Source organism: Dolichospermum compactum NIES-806 (assembly GCF_002368115.1).
In the GTDB taxonomy this organism is placed as follows: domain Bacteria; phylum Cyanobacteriota; class Cyanobacteriia; order Cyanobacteriales; family Nostocaceae; genus Dolichospermum; species Dolichospermum compactum.
Genome location: NZ_AP018316.1, coordinates 4827043 through 4845948 on the forward strand (window position 1 = coordinate 4827043; position 18906 = coordinate 4845948).

Below are 18906 nucleotides of genomic sequence, written 5' to 3' on the forward strand. Positions count from 1 at the left end.
GTAGAATTTATAGCTAATGCCAAAAGATTGGCAAGTATCTGACTAGTACATATAGCACAGCGTCAATAAACCAGCCATTTCCAAAAGCCAAAAAGCCTATACAGTCTTAATTTTGACTTTTGATTTTTGACTTTTGACTTCCGCTCTGCGGTACTAGGCTAACAAAAAAGACGGTTTTCCGTAAAAGTATAGAATCTTAACAAAGAGTAATATACGAGATATCATGAGGCGACAACCTTAGGAGGTAACTGTGGCACGCACGAACCCGCTAGAGAAAGTACGCAATATCGGTATTGCGGCGCATATAGATGCGGGCAAAACAACGACAACAGAGAGAATATTATTTTACTCTGGGATCATTCATAAAATTGGCGAAGTTCACGAAGGAACTGCTGTTACAGACTGGATGGAACAAGAACGGGAGCGGGGAATTACCATCACTGCTGCTGCGATTAGTACCAGTTGGAATGATCATCAAATTAACATTATTGATACTCCCGGTCACGTGGACTTCACAATTGAAGTTGAACGTTCCATGCGAGTATTAGATGGTGTAATCGCTGTATTTTGTTCCGTAGGTGGTGTCCAACCACAATCAGAAACAGTATGGCGACAAGCAGACCGCTACAAAGTACCTCGCATTGCCTTTATTAACAAGATGGATCGCACTGGTGCGAACTTCTATAGAGTGCATGACCAGATGGTTGATCGCTTGCGGGCTAACGCCATTGCTATTCAACTGCCTATCGGTAGTGAAACTGAATTTAAAGGGATTATAGACTTGGTGAAAATGTGTGCATATATGTACACAAACGATCAAGGAACTGATATCCAAACCACAGAAATTCCCGCAGAACTAGCCGAAAAAGCAGCCCAATACCGTATCAAATTGGTAGAAGCAGTCTCAGAAACTGATGACACGCTGATGAATAAGTACTTCGAGGGCGAAGAACTGACAGAAGCAGAAATCTGTGCTGCGCTCCGCAAAGGAACAATTGCTGGGACAATCGTACCAGTGCTTTGTGGTTCAGCCTTTAAGAACAAAGGCGTGCAATTGATGTTGGATGCGGTAATAGATTACCTACCATCACCACTGGAAGTGCCACCAATTCAAGGCACATTACTCAACGGTGATCCAGTAGAACGTCATGCTGATGATGAAGAACCATTATCAGCTTTGGCATTTAAGATTATGGCTGATCCTTATGGTCGCCTTACCTTCGTTCGGGTTTATTCTGGTGTGCTGAAGAAAGGTAGTTACGTTCTTAACGTCAGCAAGAATAAAAAAGAACGAATTTCTCGGTTAGTGCTAATGAAAGCAGATGACCGACAAGACGTAGATGAACTACGGGCAGGTGATTTGGGTGCTGCTTTAGGATTAAAAGATACCTTGACAGGTGATACACTTTGTGATGAAGGTTCACCAGTAATTTTGGAATCCCTATTTATTCCTGAGCCTGTAATCTCGGTAGCGGTTGAACCCAAAACCAAGAACGACATGGACAAGCTTTCCAAAGCTCTGCAATCTTTGAGTGAAGAAGACCCCACCTTCCGTGTGCGTGTTGATCCAGAAACCAACCAAACCGTAATTGCGGGCATGGGAGAATTGCACCTAGAAATTCTCGTAGATCGGATGTTACGGGAATTTAAAGTAGAAGCAAACGTTGGTGCGCCCCAAGTTGCTTACCGCGAAACCATTCGCAAAGCCGTCGAGAAAATTGATGGTAAATTTATCCGCCAGAGTGGTGGTAAGGGTCAGTACGGTCACGTGGTGATCAATTTAGAACCAGGTGAGCCAGGGACAGGTTTTGTCTTTGTTTCTAAAATTGTCGGTGGGATTGTACCGAAAGAGTACATAGGACCGGCTGAACAGGGAATGAAAGAATGTTGTGAATCTGGTATTTTAGCTGGATATCCACTCATTGATGTCAAAGCCACATTAATACATGGTTCTTACCATGATGTAGACTCTTCAGAAATGGCTTTCAAAATTGCCGGTTCTATGGCAATTAAGGAAGCAGCTTCAAAAGCCTCTCCTGTGATCTTAGAGCCGATCATGAAAGTTGAAGTAGAAGTACCTGAAGACTATATCGGTAACGTGATTGGTGATTTAATCTCCCGTCGGGGACAGATTGAAAGCCAAAGCACTGAACAGGGACTGGCAAAGGTGGTATCGAAAGTTCCATTGGCAACTATGTTTGGTTATGCCACTGATATTCGGTCGAAAACCCAAGGCAGAGGTATCTTTACAATGGAGTTTAGTACCTACGAAGAGGTGCCTCGCAGCGTGGCTGAGGGCATCATTTCAAAAAGTAAAGGGAACGCTTAATTAAAAAAGGAAACGATTATTCATGGCACGCGCAAAGTTTGAAAGAACGAAACCTCACGTTAATATCGGTACTGTTGGCCACGTTGACCACGGCAAAACTACTTTAACAGCAGCTATTACAATGACCTTGGCCGCTATGGGTCAAGCTGTAGCTAAGGGTTATGACCAAATTGATAATGCACCTGAAGAAAAGGCACGGGGTATTACAATCAACACCGCCCACGTTGAGTATGAAACTGAAAAACGTCACTATGCTCACGTAGACTGTCCTGGACACGCTGACTATGTGAAAAACATGATCACTGGTGCGGCGCAAATGGATGGAGGCATCCTCGTAGTTGCAGCCACAGATGGTCCTATGCCCCAAACCCGTGAACACATCCTCTTGGCAAAACAAGTGGGTGTTCCTAGTCTGGTCGTCTTCTTGAATAAAGAAGATATGATGGATGACGAGGAATTGATGGAATTGGTAGAACTAGAATTGCGGGAACTACTGACCAGCTATGATTTTGATGGTGACAATATTCCCATTATCAAAGGTTCAGGTCTACAAGCTCTCCAAGCAATGACCGCTAATCCCAAAACTCAGCGCGGTGAGAATAAGTGGGTAGATAAAATCTATGAGTTGATGGATGCTGTAGATGCTTATATCCCTACTCCTGAGCGGGCTATAGACAAACCATTCTTGATGGCTGTAGAAGATGTGTTCACGATCACAGGTCGTGGGACTGTGGCTACTGGACGGATTGAACGCGGTGTCGTTAAGGTTGGTGATCCAGTTGAGCTAATTGGCATCAGAGATACCAAGGCTACCGCAGTCACTGGGATCGAAATGTTCAAGAAGAGCCTTGATCAAGGTATGGCTGGGGATAACGCTGGTGTACTACTACGCGGTATGAAAAAAGAAGACATTGAGCGCGGTATGGTAATTGCTAAACCAGGCTCAATTACACCTCACACTCAGTTTGAAGGCGAGGTTTACGTTTTAACTGAGAAAGAAGGTGGTCGGAAAACACCATTTTTCGCGGGTTATCGTCCTCAGTTCTATGTGCGGACAACTGATGTAACAGGTACAATCAAAGCCTTTACCTCTGATGAGGGTAAAGATGTGGAAATGGTTATGCCTGGCGATCGCATCAAGGTGACAGTAGAATTGATCAACCCAGTCGCTATTGAAGAAGGTATGCGTTTCGCTATTCGTGAAGGTGGACGGACTATCGGTGCTGGCGTTGTCGCTAAAATCTTGAAATAACACTCACGTTTTTGCTCTCATTTAAAAGGAGTAGAGATAAATCCTACAATCTCTGCTCCTTTGTATTCCCATAAACAATTTTAAATTTTGGATTGGGGATGAAATTTAACATCTAAAAATCTAAAATCTAAAGTCTAAAATTTACCGAACCTGGAAAACTAAACATGGCAACTCTACAGCAGCAGAAGATTAGAATTCGCTTGAAGGCATTTGACCGACGTTTATTAGATACATCTTGCGAGAAGATTGTAGACACCGCTAACCGGACTAACGCTACAGCTATTGGACCGATTCCTTTGCCCACAAAACGCAAGATATATTGCGTACTGCGATCGCCTCACGTAGATAAAGACTCCCGCGAACACTTTGAAACCCGCACCCATCGCCGGATTATTGACATTTACCAGCCTTCTTCTAAAACTATTGATGCACTCATGAAGCTAGATTTACCTTCTGGTGTAGATATTGAAGTCAAATTGTAAGTTTGTCAACAAATTTTGGATTTACGATTTTGGATTGACTCCAACAAACAAGTGTGGAGCTTGAGGATTTTAGATTGGCGAAAGCGTTGCGTACGCAGCGAGTATTTTTGATTAATTCCGCCCTGAAGGGGCGGGACTTGTACCGAAAATTCCCAATCCAAAATCTAAAATCCAAAATCTAAAATTTTTCGGTCATTAGTCAATAAATAAGATCCCCGAATTTTTAGAAAATTCGGGGATCTCTTGTTTTCTTAATGATAAAATATAAACAAAGTGCGGGTAAATTAGAGAAAAATATAATATTTTAAGAATACAATTTATACTCAAATAACCATGACATCTTCCTCTAAAATTGCAGTGCGTGAACTACCTCTATTCCCATTACCCGAAGTGGTTCTATTTCCCACTAGACCATTACCTCTACATATCTTTGAATTTCGCTACAGAATCATGATGAATACGATTTTGGAGAGCGATCGCCGATTCGGGGTATTGATGATTGATCCCACCAAGGGGACAATTGCTAATGTTGGTTGTTGTGCGGAAATTCTTCATTATCAGCGGCTACCCGATGACAGAATCAAGCTATTAGCTTTAGGACAACAAAGATTTCGGGTGTTAGAATATGTCCGCGAAAAGCCCTATCGCGTCGGTTTGGTAGAATGGATTGAAGACCAACCACCGGCTAAGGATTTACGTCCTTTAGCTTCAGAGGTAGAACAACTGTTGCGCGATGTGGTTCGTCTTTCCGCTAAGTTAACAGAACAAGAAATTGAATTACCAAACGATTTACCAGATTTACCCACAGAACTATCTTATTGGATAGCGAGTAATCTCTATGGTGTCGCTCCCGAACAGCAAGCATTATTAGAAATCCAGGATACAGTTGCTCGTTTAGAACGAGAGGCGGAAATTTTGACTTCTACTCGCAATCATTTAGCAGCGCGTTCTGTGCTTAAAGATACGTTTAATGAGATGGGATAAACTTGCCAAACTTTAAACTTTCAAAGTTTGTACACAGCATCCAGTTTCCAGATTCCACAACTTGATTGTGTTATCTTCACTTGCTGTGGCTAAGATTTGCTCTGTGGGATGAAAAGCAACACTCCATACACAAGCATTATGTCCTTCTAGAGTTTGCACACATTTTCCTGTGGCTAGATGCCATACTTTAACTATATGGTCATTGCTACCACTTGCAAGGAGTTGAGCGTCAGGACTAAAAGCCATTGGCTTAAGAATGCTAATATCTCTATTAAATTGTTGTTTACTATTGCTGATTTCTTGTTCCTGTAGAGTTCGCTTCAAGACTTTGTGCAGGTTGCTTTTGGTGACTTTTTCTCCTAAAGCTTGGGAGAGCGATCGCCATAGTTCTGAGCCAACGTCTTTCATGTAACCAAGATCATAATCGAAGTCTATAGCCATGTCTAAGTACGTCTGTCCATTCCAAGATTGCCGGAATACAATCTCTTGAACTGTTGTTAAGCGTCCCCGCTTTAATAACTGTTCGGCTAGTACAATAGCTTCTCTATCCGTAATTATCACTTCTTCAAGGGTCATTTACTCTTTTGGCAAAGTTAGTATTACAAGGGTGAGTTGATTGTTGTATTACACGGAGTGCGTGATTTAGTTCATTTGTAATTATGATTTGGTTTTTGTGACATATTATATCTAGTCACAATAGTGACACAAAAACTTTGTCGTTGTCAACGCATAAAAGTAAATTTTAAATATAGGAATCCTATTTGATTTTTGATAGCTTGCGTGGTGTAGCCATAGGTCCAGAGTTTCAGATCCCCGACTTCTCTAAGCAGTGGAGGATATTTCAGCAAAAAGGTCAACATTCTTAGAAAAAAAATGCCCTCACAGACAACTTTTATGGCTTACGCTACGCTATCAGCAAACCCTATATAGAAGTTAGGAATAATTTTAATAAAAATAGTCACGTCTGTGAATAAAATCCTGGTATAATCAAAAGATGAACCAACAACAGTTTGAACTTATATTTGAAAACCTGACAACCAGACCAAAGGAAGTCTTGCAAAGGATATTAGCAGGTGAAACAGATGCAGATATAGCAGCAGCTATGGAAATTGGAGAGCCTACAGTCAGAAAACATATTGAAAGAATATGTGAAAAATTTAGACTGAGGAGTGAACATACTGATAGTCGTCGCTACAAACGCTCAGAGTTAGTGACACTGGTTGCTAAGTATAAGCCTAACTTACTAACTGAATATCAGCTTAAATTTACAGATAAAGTAGCAGAAATAACAGATAAAGATGACAATAATATCTGCGAATTTATATTACAATTACTATCAGTCAACCAACCCATAAATGAAGAATTTAAGAAATTTATACTGCGTTTTAATTGCAATGAGCAGGAGAAGAAACAAATTGCTAAATCTCTGAATAAAACCGGATATCAACACTATTTGAATAGTGATTTTAACACAGCTTTATCCTATTTAAAATTAGCAATTGAATTTAAACCTGATTTACCAGCGGCTCATTATAATTTAGGAGCAACCTACGAAAAAATAGATCATTGGACTCAAGCTTGTGAACATTATAAAATTGCTATGCAATATCAAAATCGGGCTGGAGAAGCTGCAATTAATAATCTAGCTCGATTGGAAATTTTACAAGGAAATAGTGCTGCTGCTGTAGAAATGATTTTGCCAATTTTATCAAAGGTTAAAGATCATACAGTTAAAGCTGCATTACATAAAAACCTTGGTTGGGCTTATTTTCAGCAAAATTCTTATGAACAAGCAAAACAGCATTTATTCATATCTTTAGAATTGGAAAATGATTATGCTCCAGCCTATTGCTTATTAGCACAAGTCCAAGCAGCAGTAGGAGATAAAGAAAATTCTCTAGTATTCTGGAGAAAATTCCTGGAATCTTATTCCCAAGAGCAAGAATTAAAAAGTGTTCAATGGCATTTACCAGAACTAGAAATTTGGAAACTTGATGCTATGAGAAATATTATGGAAACAGCGATATAAATATGACTTACGCACAAGTCACGAAAGAATATAATATCAATTGGGAGGAACGATTGGATCATCATCCTCATCATCACCATTAATAATGTTTCCTATCATTGATAATGTAAATATCATGGCTCGTTTCTCCATTGAGATTAATTGATGAATAAATCAAGAAGAAGCGAGGGTACCCATTTCGCTGTTTAAGTTTCTTGTTTCATATCTTTTGATTTGATGTTTTTATTATGCGTGGATTTAGATAAAATTCAAACACTAAAAAATAGGGAATATTTATCTAGGTTTAGCAGCAATTTAAACTCAAATAAGTAGTAAAAAATAAGTGGAAGTTATATTTATTAGTTAAAAAGTAGGGAAAAGTAAGGTGGAACAACAAGATCCCCAAGATCCCCGACTTCTTTAAGAAGTCGGGGATCTGACCCATAAATTAGGATAATTGCTTGATCCAATAATCAAATTACGGTAAAATAATAAACATTGATTTTATGTATATTATGTCACTCAAAGCAGAGATGTCTTGGGAACAAATTCTTGAATTTGTTGATGAAATTGTCTGGAAATTTACTCAAAAACATCTAACGGACGTGGAAGTACAGATACTCAAAGGAAGTTGGGAAGGGAAAATGTATGAAGATATTGCTAGAGAAACAAAGTTTAGTCATGGATATATTCAAAATGATGTTGGTGCTAAATTATGGAAAAAACTCACAGATATTATAGGGGAACCAGTGAGTAAAAATAATTTTCGTCAAGCACTTGATCGGGAAAGAGAAAAACGAAAAACACCACAAATAATTTTATCTATGAACAGACTGGAACTTCCTCATAACCCAGTATCCCTAAATTCTCCTTTTTATATAGAGCGATACTCCATTGAGTCTCAAAATTATACAATTGAGTCTTTATGTTATCAAGCGATCGCTCAACCTGCTGCACTTATCCGCATTAAAGCACCAAGACAGATGGGAAAAACCTCACTACTTGACAGAATTTTAGCTCAATCACGTAAATATGATTATCTAACAGTACGCATAAATCTACAAGATGTAGATGAATCAAACTTTAGCAACCTAGATAATTTTTTACGTTGGTTGTGTACGTACATTAGCCTAGAATTAGGGATTACAGATCGTGTTGATGATTTTTGGAAGCAGCCCATTGGTAGTAAAATTAGTTGTAAAACCTATCTTCAAAACTACATTCTTAAAGAAATTAATAGTCCTTTAGTGTTAGCTTGTGATGAAGTAGATCGAGTTTTTAACTACCCTCAAATTTCTCAAGACTTTTTTGGACTATTGCGAAGTTGTCATGAAGAAGCTAACAATCGAGATATTTGGAAACAACTGCGATTAGTTGTAGTGCATTCCACCGAAAATTATGGATTATTAGATATCAACCATTCACCTTTTAATGTGGGAGAACCAGTAGAATTAACGGAGTTTACCGCAGAACAAGTCCAAGATTTAGCACAGCGTCATCAACTTAATTGGAATCATAGTTTAGTGCAAAAATTGATGGCTATGATAGGAGGTCATCCATATTTAGTTCGGGTAGCATTTTATCACCTCGCTCAACCTGCTCCCGGAAAGTGGGGAGATATCAAACAGTTATTGCGAGATGCTCCTACAGATGCGGGTATTTATACTCAGCATTTACGCCGACTCTTGGGAATGCTCAGGGAAAATACAAAACTAGCAGCAGCATTCACAAAGGTGATTAGCGCTACTGAACCCGCACAATTAGATTCCATACTTGGATATCAATTGTACAGCATAGGACTAATTAAATGGCAGAATAATCAAGTTATACCCCGCTGTGAGTTGTACCGTCAGTATTTTCGAGAACGGTTGGAAAATTGACAGTCTCAATGTGTAAGTATTCAGCTATAGCACTCGTTTATACCCAGATCCCCGACTTCTGACATCAATTTATAATTTGTGGACACAATAAGTAATTGGACAAAAATATTTACAGTCATTGCGAGCGAAGGGAAGCAATCACAACCCTTGCGATTGCTTCATTTCATTTCGTTCCATATGGCTAACGCCACGCAACGCCTATGCAATGACATTGTGTAATTAATTCTGTCTCACCACTTAAGGGACTTTCAATTAAAAAAATACCCAAAAATTTCTCGTGGTGCGGGCATCTTGCCCGCTAATCATCAAGGACGGGCAGGATGCCCATCCCACAAAATTGGGTAATTTATTTTCGCGTCTACACAAGCAAAACCCACCTGCGTGGGTTTCAATCCTTGATTTTTCTTTAGGGACTTCCAATTAAAAAAATACCCAAAAATTTCTTGTGGTGCGGGCATCTTGCCCGCTAATCATCAAGGACGGGCAGGATGCCCATCCCACAAAATTGGGTAATTTATTTTCTGGTGTTCCCTTAGTCCGCGCAGGCCGACTTTGTTTGTGTAGCCGTGAATTCCATTCGCCAGGGCTTAAGTTGACACCATTAAGCTTTTGCTTTACCCCTACCTTTAGAATCAAACAATTAAGCCGTTTTGAGTATACACTTCATTTCGTAATGCCTCTGGCACGCTGCGCGAACAGAATGACATTGGGCATTTCTTTTTGCGGAGTTCTCTAAATAAAAGAAGTCGGGGATCTTATCACTCCACCTGAATTCTTACCTCAATATGATATAGTAATCCCATCTAAGTTGTAACAATTAATTTTTATTATCCACACAAATGAACTCTGGCATATCAATTATGTCAGCTTTTAATTATTACAAAGTTGGGGGTAGTTTACCATCTGACATTCCCAGCTATGTAAAACGACAAGCAGACGAAGAACTTTATCAAGGTTTAAAAAATGGAGATTTTTGTTGTGTGTTCAATTCCCGACAAATGGGAAAATCTAGCTTGCGGGTACAAACTAGAAAAAAACTTGAATGTACAGGAATAAAATGTACTTCTATTGATATGACAAGTATAGGTAGTTGTGAATCCACTGCTGAAAATTTCTATGCGGGTATAACCTTTGAATTGTGGAATGGTTTTTTTGATGATTCATCTACTTTTTCTCAATGGTGGGAAAACCATATATTTTTGTCACCAGTGCAGCGATTAAGTCAGTTTATTGACAAAGTTTTATTAACCAAATTACCTCAAGATATTGTTATTTTTATTGATGAAATTGATAACCTAATTAACAGAGAAACTAAAGATGAATTTTTAGAATTTATTCGTGCTTGCTATAATCAACGGGCAGAAAAATTAGAATACAAGCGCGTTACTTTTTGTTTACTGGGAGTGGTAACACCATCAGATTTAAAAGATAAAATAGGTACACCATTTAATATTGGTAGAACAATTGAATTAACTGGTTTCAAAATACAAGAAGTGATCCCATCTTTATCTCAAGGATTGCTTGAGAAGGTAGATGATCCTGAAATTGTTTTAGAACAGATATTATATTGGACTGGGGGACAACCATTTCTGACTCAAAAATTATGCAAGTTAATTATTGAAAAAGCTGAAACCCGAAAACCTAATATTAATAATTTAGTGCAAAATTATATTATTGAAAATTGGGAATATCAAGATGAACCGGAACATTTAAGAACCATTAGAAATCGGCTGATTGCTGAGAAAGAACTTATTTATAAAAGGTTGGAAATTTATAGGCAAATATTGAGCAATCACAGTATAGATACTGATGATACCCCTGAAAAGATGGCATTAAGATTGTCAGGATTGGTAGTGAAACAGCAAGGGAAAATTAGTATTTATAACCCCATATATGAGAAAGTTTTTAATGAAGATTGGATTGATAAACAATTATTTTTCAGGTCAACATCCACATCATCAGAGATAAATGCTAATTCAAAAAATATCAGATTTTTAAACAAATTTTTAAGTTATGGTGTATTAGCAACTATAGCAATTATTTTATCCGTAATTAGTGTAACATCACTAGCTTTTTCATATATTATAATTGACAGTAAACCTTGGCAGCTTGCATTTAATAAAGATGGGACGGGAGTAATATATGAATTTATTCGTACCTGTTTTTTATTAATGTTAGAAGTGTATTTAGTAGGTTATGAATTTAAGCAAGATGCCATTCATTTGATTTTGGATCAAAAATTTGTTTCCAGACGCAAAGTAATGTTTTGTATATCCTTGGTATTTTTTACCATTGTGCTATTTCACCACTTGTGGTACGGTCCCCATGAATTATTGGGAAATAATCAAGTTAGCAACAATGAATATTTTTATCATTATCTACTACCCTATATATGTTATTTGCCATATTCTTTAATTAACTTTATTTGTATAGGTGCTGTTTTAGCTAATTTGAGTATAAATATTGTGATAGAAGATTGTAAGTGGATTGGTCTAAAAATGCAAGAATATAAAACCTATCTGCGAGAAATTAGTAAGGATTCAGGAAAATATACTGCTGAGGATATTGTTGTGATTAATCAGAGAATTATTCAGCAATTAAAGCAAATATATTTAGAGTTTATTCAAAAAACTCAACCGCATCTTAATCTATTTTTAGGGATTCAAATTGCTATTTCTACATTGAATACAAGTAATTTTTCAAAAAGTGCCTATACATGGACACAATTATTTTTTACATTTAGCTTAGTTCCCCCTATAAGTACACTAATTCTATGGGGATTATTAGGATACAATAAAATATTAGATCAAACTAACGAAGTTTTATTTAATTTAAACTGTGATTTCAGTGAAATTGAAAAGAAGTATAATCCTTTAAATTTATTAAAGAAAATTCTTGTATCAAATTTTTTCTTTTGGATAATTTGCGTAATATATATTTGGAAAATTGTTTATTTTATATTTACTTACGTCTTATTTTAAATGGTCTATTTGATATATACAGCGGTTTTTAGAGGATGTTTTAAAAGTGGTATTCCGTAATTTTCATCACATTGCTACCCCCCTTTCCCCTTGTAAAGGGGGGAAACAATAAAAATCCAGTTCCCTCCCCTTTATAAGGAGAGGGTTAGGGAGGGGTAAAAAATATTTGATACATCAACCATAACTTTTCAAACACCCTCTTAGTTGAGTGAAATACAAGAACCCCACCCCCCAACCCCCTCCCCGCAAGCGAGGAGGGGGCTATAATATATCTCATGTGGATACTGCTATAGAATTTTGTGGTTCTAATAGGAAATTTTTCGGCGTTGGTGAATGAAACTATGAATTAGTCTCACGCAAAGGCGCAAAGATTAACAGTTTCAGGAAGGGAATTTTTGATTTTCATACCTCAGAGGATATTTGAAAAGTATCAGAATTAATCGAGATCCCCCCTAAATTCCTCAAAGTCCCCCTTTTCAAGGGGGATTTAGGGGGATCTGCGGGTGTCAGATCCCACACGAAAAAGTTTTCAAACAACCTCTCAATTCAGCAATACCAATTTTTCACTACCTCCTTGATTTATGTTCAAAATCTCCAAAAGAAAAGTTACCAAAGCAGAAGCAGAGTTACTTATTAGACAGATAAAACTAACACCTAATATTATGGGTTATTCATTAACGGAATGGATGTCAGCCGAATATATTATAGTTGCGGAAGATGAAAATGGTAAGATGGTAGGAGCTTGTTTAAATTATGATTTTGATGCAAATTGGTATAAGATAGCTGCATTATTTGTGATGGAAGAGTATAGGGGTATGGGTTTGGGAAAAATGTTATTTTATGAATCATGTCAGGATGGGATAATTAGGGGAAAAAATATATATACGATGAGTATTAATGAAATTGTGATTAAAATGATGCAGGATTTAGATTTTTTGACTTTTAATAGTTTATTACATCTGCCAAAAATAACTAATAGGGATAAGTTAATATTTTATTCTCATTCTCTTGTATGGTTGATGAATTTTTACAGGGTTAAGGAAATTATCAGAAAAACCATAGTTTATAACCATCACAAAACTTTTGTTTATGGAATCAAGTATTGCAGTTGTAAATGATTAAGGCGTTTTGAGTATAATTTGCAAGAGTCAGATCCCCGACTTCTTAGAGAAGTCGGGGATCTTGTTGTTAATAACTAATTTAGGATGGCTTACCTGAATATAAGCTTTTGTATCTAAAAAGTTTACGTAAATTTACTTATTAAAAAGATATGACCTTTTATCTGACCTTTTCCGACCTTTAATTTTTATACAAAGCTATATCATCCTCTTTATAAGCAATTATTAGGATTTTAGGACTTAGTGGATTAACGGGAAATGCCAAATATGGGGTATCGCTTTCAGGGATTCAAGCCTGATTTTTAGCGATGATTGCGGTTTTTGTGGAAATTTGATTTTTGATTACTTTTAGGGAGGATTCTTCATGCGTAACAAAACCTTTGCAGCAAGCTTATCTGCTGCTGGAATAGCACTTTATACGGCGATCGCTTTTTTTGGTTTTTCTTATAATCTTAAAGCTCAAGCTGACCAACAAGCTAAAAATCAGTTTAATCGGAATGTGGCTAGGTATTGTCAAAATGCTCTTCTGGAAGCAGGACGCAGATCATTGTGGCTTGGTATTTACAGATCGGCAGCAGGTGGTGCTGGAAATGACAACAGTGAAGGTTATTTTCAAGGAGTATTTAACCACTGCGAATGGAATTTAAAAGGAGAAAAACAGTTCTGGTCGCAAATTGTAAATAATGCGCTTAGTAATACAGCTATTCCAGAGCAAAATCAGCAATATTACAGAAAAAGAATTGCTGAACATTGTGAATGGCTATTAAACAATGGTACTGGAGATAATCAGCATAAAGAATGGTGGAATGGAATACAGGCATCAGCCCTGGGTGATGCGGGGGGAAATACAGGTAGTGACTATTACTACAAGCGAGTAGGCGAACATTGTGAGTGGTTAATTATGAATAGTGGTCGTCCTGACTTATGGAATGGTATTCGATCTAGTGCCAGAGGAGATGCAATATATAAATAAGTGGGGTTGAAAACAGGTTAGTTAATCTACAACTCAACCTAACGCTGGAGTAGCGATCTCTATGAATAGCAATAGCGATCGCTCTTTTAAAATAAATATTTATCTCAAACGTAGAGAAATTCGTAGTCCCTGATTACTAATTTGACCATTAATTCTCCCAGAGGCATTGTTTATCAAAGCAATCGCAGATTTTTCACTAATTTTTGTTCGCTCAGAAATATATTGATGTGCATTTTTGTTAATTAACATCTGTGCTATACTCTGTCCATTTAATTTTTGTATTTCGTTTTTTATCTCATCAACAAATTTGTCTCTGAAATTGCCTTCTCCATAGATAATAAAATCTCCGATTGCATCTCTGATTAATCCCTGACTATTACGCCTTATATTATTTTTACCAGGATTGACAATTAAGTTACCACTATCAATACCTAACAAAATATCTTGATAAAAACTACCATCATCTTCTGACCAAGGTGTATAATGTTTTTTCCCAAAAGTTTTAGCAATTAACTCTCGGTGATAAACTTTCCAATTACCCTCTATTCTATATCCTCCATTTATAAAATTTCCTCTTAAATTACTGATATCTACCTTGTTGAACTCTGTATCTTTTTGTCGTCCTTGATTTTTAGCTAAAATTTCTTTTGTATGTAACATACTATCTAAGCATTGAGAAGGAATGGTTGCAGAAAACAACCAACCACGACTTCCGACATTCATGTCAAAATCTTGGATACATTGAAATTGTGCAATTGATAAACTATTTTTTGGTATTGCTTGGACTGATACCAAAGATGAACTTATAGTCATCATTGACGGTAAACATAAAACCATGAATAACATAGAAAATTTCATTGAACTATTGAAATACTTTGAATTAAACAACATTATCTTCAAAAATCCTACAATTAAGAAAGAAAAATTGCAGCCTATTACAGCATACATTGCAGAGTATAGTCTTTTTTTATTTAAAAAGTTTACATAAATTTACTTATCAAAAAGATCCGACCTTTATTGTGTGCGATCGCATTTCGATAACCTGATTATTGTGTGCGATCGCATTCGCAGTAGCGTTCCGAAGGAATAATGAGTAGAATTATGCTCAGAAAAAGATATAGAAATGATTCTTAATTTATCAATACTATTGCCAAAGCCCTGAAACACTATTGATATCGTCACGATTTTATTGGGTTTCAGACATATTTTGGAAAATTGGCAATAGTATTGTTTATTAAAAGAGGAAAGCAGAATGATTATTAGTCTTAAGTAGTGAGACAGAATTAATTACACAATGTCATTGCGTAAGCGTAGCGTGGCGTTAGCCATATGGAACGAAGTGAAATGAAGCAATCGCCAGGGTTGTGATTGCTTCCCTTCGCTCGCAATGACTGTAAATATTTTTGTCCAATTACTTATTAAAAACTAGAAAATTGAAATTTTCCCCTGTTCCCTTTTCTCAACTTACCAGTTTAGCATAACAAGCAAGGAAGAACCGCATTTTTACCACAATAACGGCAAAAATGGCTGGATCAACAGTAACCCTAACTAAAAATAAATAAACCTTAAGCGATCGCACCCTATCCCCCACATCAAGCTATGATCGAATAGAGTGCCAAAAATCTGTTGCCAATAAATTCTCAGCATCTACCATGACGACTTCCACACCAGAACCCAATCAACCCAACACATCACTTACTGATACAAATCTGGTAGAAGACCGCAGTAAGCTGAGTAAGATGTATCAGCATTATGTAGAAGTGAAAGATAAATATCCTCATGCGTTGCTGCTGTACAGAGTTGGTGATTTTTTTGAAACTTTTTTTCAAGACGCTGTAACCGTCTCCAGGGAATTAGAATTAGTTTTAACCAGTAAACATGGTGGTGAAGTCGGTCGCGTTGCCATGACAGGTGTACCTCATCATGCTTGGGAACGCTACACAACTCAACTAGTGGAAAAGGGCTATGCAGTGGTAATTTGCGACCAAGTAGAAGACTCTGCGGACGCGATTGGTTTGGTTAAGCGAGAAGTAACGCGCATTCTCACTCCAGGGACATTATTAGAAGAGGGGATGCTCAAAGCCAGTCGGAATAACTACATAGCGGCTGTGGTAATTGCTGTCAATCATTGGGGTTTAGCCTACGCAGATATATCAACAGGGGAATTTCTTACATCGCAAGGTAGTGATTTAGAACACCTGACTCAAGAGTTAATGCGGTTGCAACCTTCAGAAGTCCTGTTTCCCACCAACGCCCCCGATTTAGGTAGTTTACTCCGTCCTGGGGAAACTTCCCCCTCTCTTCCCCAATGTTTACCACTATCATTTTGCTATAGTTTGCGATCGCAAGCCCCCTTTTCCCAAGCCGAAGCTAGAAGTAAATTATTGCAGAAATTCAACGTGCGATCGCTCGAAGGTTTGGGTTGTGAACATTTACCACTCGCAGTTCGCGCCGCAGGAGGTCTTTTAGAATACATCGAAGACACACAGAAAGCCCATCCTGTCTCCCTGCAATTATTACGCACCTATACCTTAACTGATTATTTAATCGTCGATCATCAAACCCGTCGTAACCTAGAAATTACCCAAACCGTCCGCGATGGTACATTTCACGGTTCTCTATTATGGGCTTTAGATAGAACTAGCACCGCAATGGGTAGCCGAGCTTTAAGAAGATGGTTGTTACAACCGCTACTGGAGATTAAAGGGATTAAATCCCGCCAAGATACCATCCAAGAATTAGTAGAAAATACGCCCTTACGTCAAGACCTGCGGCAGTTATTAAGACAAATTTATGATTTAGAACGGTTAACAGTCAGAGCCGCCTCTGGTAGAGCAAATGCCAGGGATTTAGTCGCCTTAGCTGATTCTTTCTCCCGTTTACCCGAATTATCTCGCTTAGTTGCGGATGCCCGTTCCCCGTTCTTAAAAGCTTTGCAAAAAGTCCCACCCATCCTCGAAGAACTAGCAGAAAAATTACACGCTCACATCGTAGAATCACCACCGACTCATCTAAAAGAAGGTGGTTTAATTCGGGCGGGTATCAATCCGTTGTTGGATGAAAGAAAAGCCACTGTGGAAAGTGATCAACAATGGATTGCCAACTTAGAAGTTGATGAAAGAGCCAGAACAGGAATCCCCACTTTGAAGGTAGGATTTAATAAAACCTTTGGCTATTATATCAGTATTTCCCGCAGTAAATCCGACCAAGTTCCCGATAATTACATTCGTAGACAAACTTTAACAAATGAGGAACGTTACATCACTCCTGATTTAAAAGAACGAGAAGCACGCATCCTCACAGCGCGAGATGATTTAAATCAGTTGGAATATCAGATTTTTGAAGCATTACGCAATGAAGTGGGTTCTCAAGATGAAATCATTCGGAATATTGCCCGTGCAGTAGCCGCGTCGGATGTATTATGTGGTTTGGCAGAATTAGCTGTCCATCAAGGTTACTGTCGTCCTGAGATGGTTACAGGTCGGGAAATTGACGTAATTGATGGTCGTCACCCAGTGGTAGAACAGTCTTTACCTGCTGGTTTTTTTGTCCCTAATTCGACTTGCTTAGGGGGGAAGGAAATGAACCACGAAGGAGCGAAGGAAGCGAAGGAAGAGGAAAAGAAGAATTTATCTTCCCCTGATTTGGTGATTTTGACTGGTCCGAATGCGAGTGGCAAGAGTTGTTATTTGCGTCAAGTTGGTTTGATTCAGTTAATGGCGCAGGTGGGGAGTTTTGTCCCGGCGCGGTCTGCTAAATTGGGAGTGTGCGATCGCATTTTTACTCGTGTTGGGGCTGTAGATGATTTAGCCACAGGTCAATCTACTTTTATGGTAGAAATGAATGAAACTGCAAATATTCTCAATCACGCAACTGCGAAATCTTTAGTTTTATTAGATGAAATTGGTCGGGGAACAGCAACATTTGACGGGTTATCAATTGCTTGGGCTGTGGCGGAATATTTAGCTGTTGAGATTAAATCTCGGACAATTTTTGCCACCCATTATCATGAATTAAATGAATTAGCTACAATCATTTCTAATGTGGCAAACTATCAAGTTACAGTTAAAGAATTACCAGACCAAATTATCTTTTTACATCAAGTTCAACCCGGTGGCGCTGATAAATCCTATGGAATAGAAGCCGGAAGACTAGCAGGTTTACCCCCAGTAGTAATTCAAAGAGCAAAACAGGTGATGGGACAAATCGAAAAACACAGTAAAATAGCAATGGGTTTGCGTGAAGGACTTTAATAATATGAATCAAACAAAATCAATTAAAAACTCACAATCTCAAATCTGATAACTTCTGACCTGTACGAAAATTATCCTTCCCAATCTTGAAGAGTATCACACATAAAATTATCAGCAATGATATCATCAAATAAATAGGGACAATTTTCAGGAAAAGTTCTTAATGGTAAATTAGTTTCTCGTAAAGCTAAATCAACTCCTGCTTCAAAAGCATCTAACATAGCTTCTGTTATCCGAGATTTTAAACTAGGGTTTTGTCTGAGATGTCTTTGAATAGCACGACGTTGTTCTCTAATTGTGAGAAACCAACTACGAGAACGTTGTTCAGGTTGATATTCCCATTTCAATAAACGACCAATTAACACACCCAAACGACTTATCAATTCTCGATATTCATGTCTTCCCAAAGATTGAATTTCATCTTGCAAATGTTGCCAGTCTAATTCTACAACTAGCTTTTGTTCTAAAGCTTTTGCTTGTTGTTGTGTCCAAGCATAGAAGTCTTGATTATACAAAGAAAAGTTATCCATATTCAGCGAATTTCATTTTCATTGTTAATGGTATTTTAATCATATAACTTACAAAATAAAAATAGCATTAAGGTCAATGGATTAATCTTAATATCCTAATTTTCATCTGCAAAACT

At 37.7% G+C, this 18906-nt stretch carries 14 protein-coding genes; 10 read left to right on the top strand and 4 right to left on the bottom strand.

Annotated elements, in window-relative coordinates; translation table 11 throughout:
- Positions 1 to 250: 250 nt before the first annotated feature.
- From fusA to CA730_RS22505, 4 genes are all read left to right on the top strand, one after another.
- Positions 251 to 2329, top strand: a complete 2079-nt coding sequence (gene fusA, locus CA730_RS22490; RefSeq protein ID WP_096670705.1) for an elongation factor G — start codon at positions 251 to 253, stop codon at positions 2327 to 2329.
- Between the two features lie 22 nt (positions 2330 to 2351).
- Entirely contained in the window at positions 2352 to 3581 is a 1230-nt protein-coding gene (gene tuf, locus CA730_RS22495) for an elongation factor Tu (RefSeq protein ID WP_096670707.1), read from the top strand.
- Between the two features lie 164 nt (positions 3582 to 3745).
- Complete coding sequence (rpsJ, locus tag CA730_RS22500; protein WP_015113498.1) at positions 3746 to 4063, top strand: 30S ribosomal protein S10; 318 nt, start codon at positions 3746 to 3748, stop codon at positions 4061 to 4063.
- A 333-nt stretch (positions 4064 to 4396) separates the two neighbouring features.
- Complete coding sequence (locus tag CA730_RS22505) at positions 4397 to 5047, top strand: LON peptidase substrate-binding domain-containing protein (protein ID WP_096670709.1); 651 nt, start codon at positions 4397 to 4399, stop codon at positions 5045 to 5047.
- 12 nt (positions 5048 to 5059) lie between these two features.
- Here the strand turns inward: CA730_RS22505 and CA730_RS25835 are convergent, their stop codons facing one another.
- Positions 5060 to 5623, bottom strand: a complete 564-nt coding sequence (locus CA730_RS25835; protein WP_096670711.1) for a WD40 repeat domain-containing protein — start codon at positions 5621 to 5623, stop codon at positions 5060 to 5062.
- A gap of 418 nt (positions 5624 to 6041) precedes the next feature.
- On the opposite strand from CA730_RS25835, the gene CA730_RS22515 reads away from it, so the two are divergent.
- The 5 genes from CA730_RS22515 to CA730_RS22535 all read left to right on the top strand — a co-directional run bounded on the left by CA730_RS22515 (position 6042) and on the right by CA730_RS22535 (position 14007).
- Entirely contained in the window at positions 6042 to 7076 is a 1035-nt protein-coding gene (locus CA730_RS22515; protein WP_096670713.1) for a LuxR C-terminal-related transcriptional regulator, read from the top strand.
- Between the two features lie 494 nt (positions 7077 to 7570).
- Positions 7571 to 8935 (top strand): AAA-like domain-containing protein, encoded by a 1365-nt coding sequence (locus tag CA730_RS22520; RefSeq protein WP_172891231.1) that lies wholly within the window; start codon positions 7571 to 7573, stop codon positions 8933 to 8935.
- A gap of 860 nt (positions 8936 to 9795) precedes the next feature.
- Positions 9796 to 11916, top strand: a complete 2121-nt coding sequence (locus CA730_RS22525) for an AAA-like domain-containing protein (RefSeq protein WP_157750042.1) — start codon at positions 9796 to 9798, stop codon at positions 11914 to 11916.
- Between the two features lie 581 nt (positions 11917 to 12497).
- Positions 12498 to 13034 (top strand): GNAT family N-acetyltransferase, encoded by a 537-nt coding sequence (locus CA730_RS22530; protein WP_096670717.1) that lies wholly within the window; start codon positions 12498 to 12500, stop codon positions 13032 to 13034.
- Positions 13035 to 13398: 364 nt separating this feature from the next.
- The gene (locus CA730_RS22535; protein ID WP_096670719.1) at positions 13399 to 14007 is read left to right on the top strand and encodes a hypothetical protein; all 609 of its coding nucleotides are present in this window, start codon (positions 13399 to 13401) and stop codon (positions 14005 to 14007) included.
- Positions 14008 to 14106: 99 nt separating this feature from the next.
- On the opposite strand, the gene CA730_RS22540 is transcribed toward CA730_RS22535, so the two are convergent.
- Both CA730_RS22540 and CA730_RS24740 read right to left on the bottom strand, forming a co-directional pair.
- Entirely contained in the window at positions 14107 to 14865 is a 759-nt protein-coding gene (locus CA730_RS22540; protein WP_157750043.1) for a hypothetical protein, read from the bottom strand.
- Between the two features lie 156 nt (positions 14866 to 15021).
- On the bottom strand, positions 15022 to 15189 hold the full coding sequence (locus tag CA730_RS24740; RefSeq protein ID WP_157750044.1) for a hypothetical protein: 168 nt from the start codon (positions 15187 to 15189) through the stop codon (positions 15022 to 15024).
- 470 nt (positions 15190 to 15659) lie between these two features.
- Here CA730_RS24740 and mutS point away from each other — a divergent pair, with 470 nt between their 5' ends.
- Entirely contained in the window at positions 15660 to 18260 is a 2601-nt protein-coding gene (mutS, locus tag CA730_RS22545) for a DNA mismatch repair protein MutS (protein ID WP_096670723.1), read from the top strand.
- A gap of 71 nt (positions 18261 to 18331) precedes the next feature.
- On the opposite strand, the gene CA730_RS22550 is transcribed toward mutS, so the two are convergent.
- Entirely contained in the window at positions 18332 to 18790 is a 459-nt protein-coding gene (locus CA730_RS22550) for a DUF29 domain-containing protein (RefSeq protein WP_096670725.1), read from the bottom strand.
- Positions 18791 to 18906: the final 116 nt, after the last annotated feature.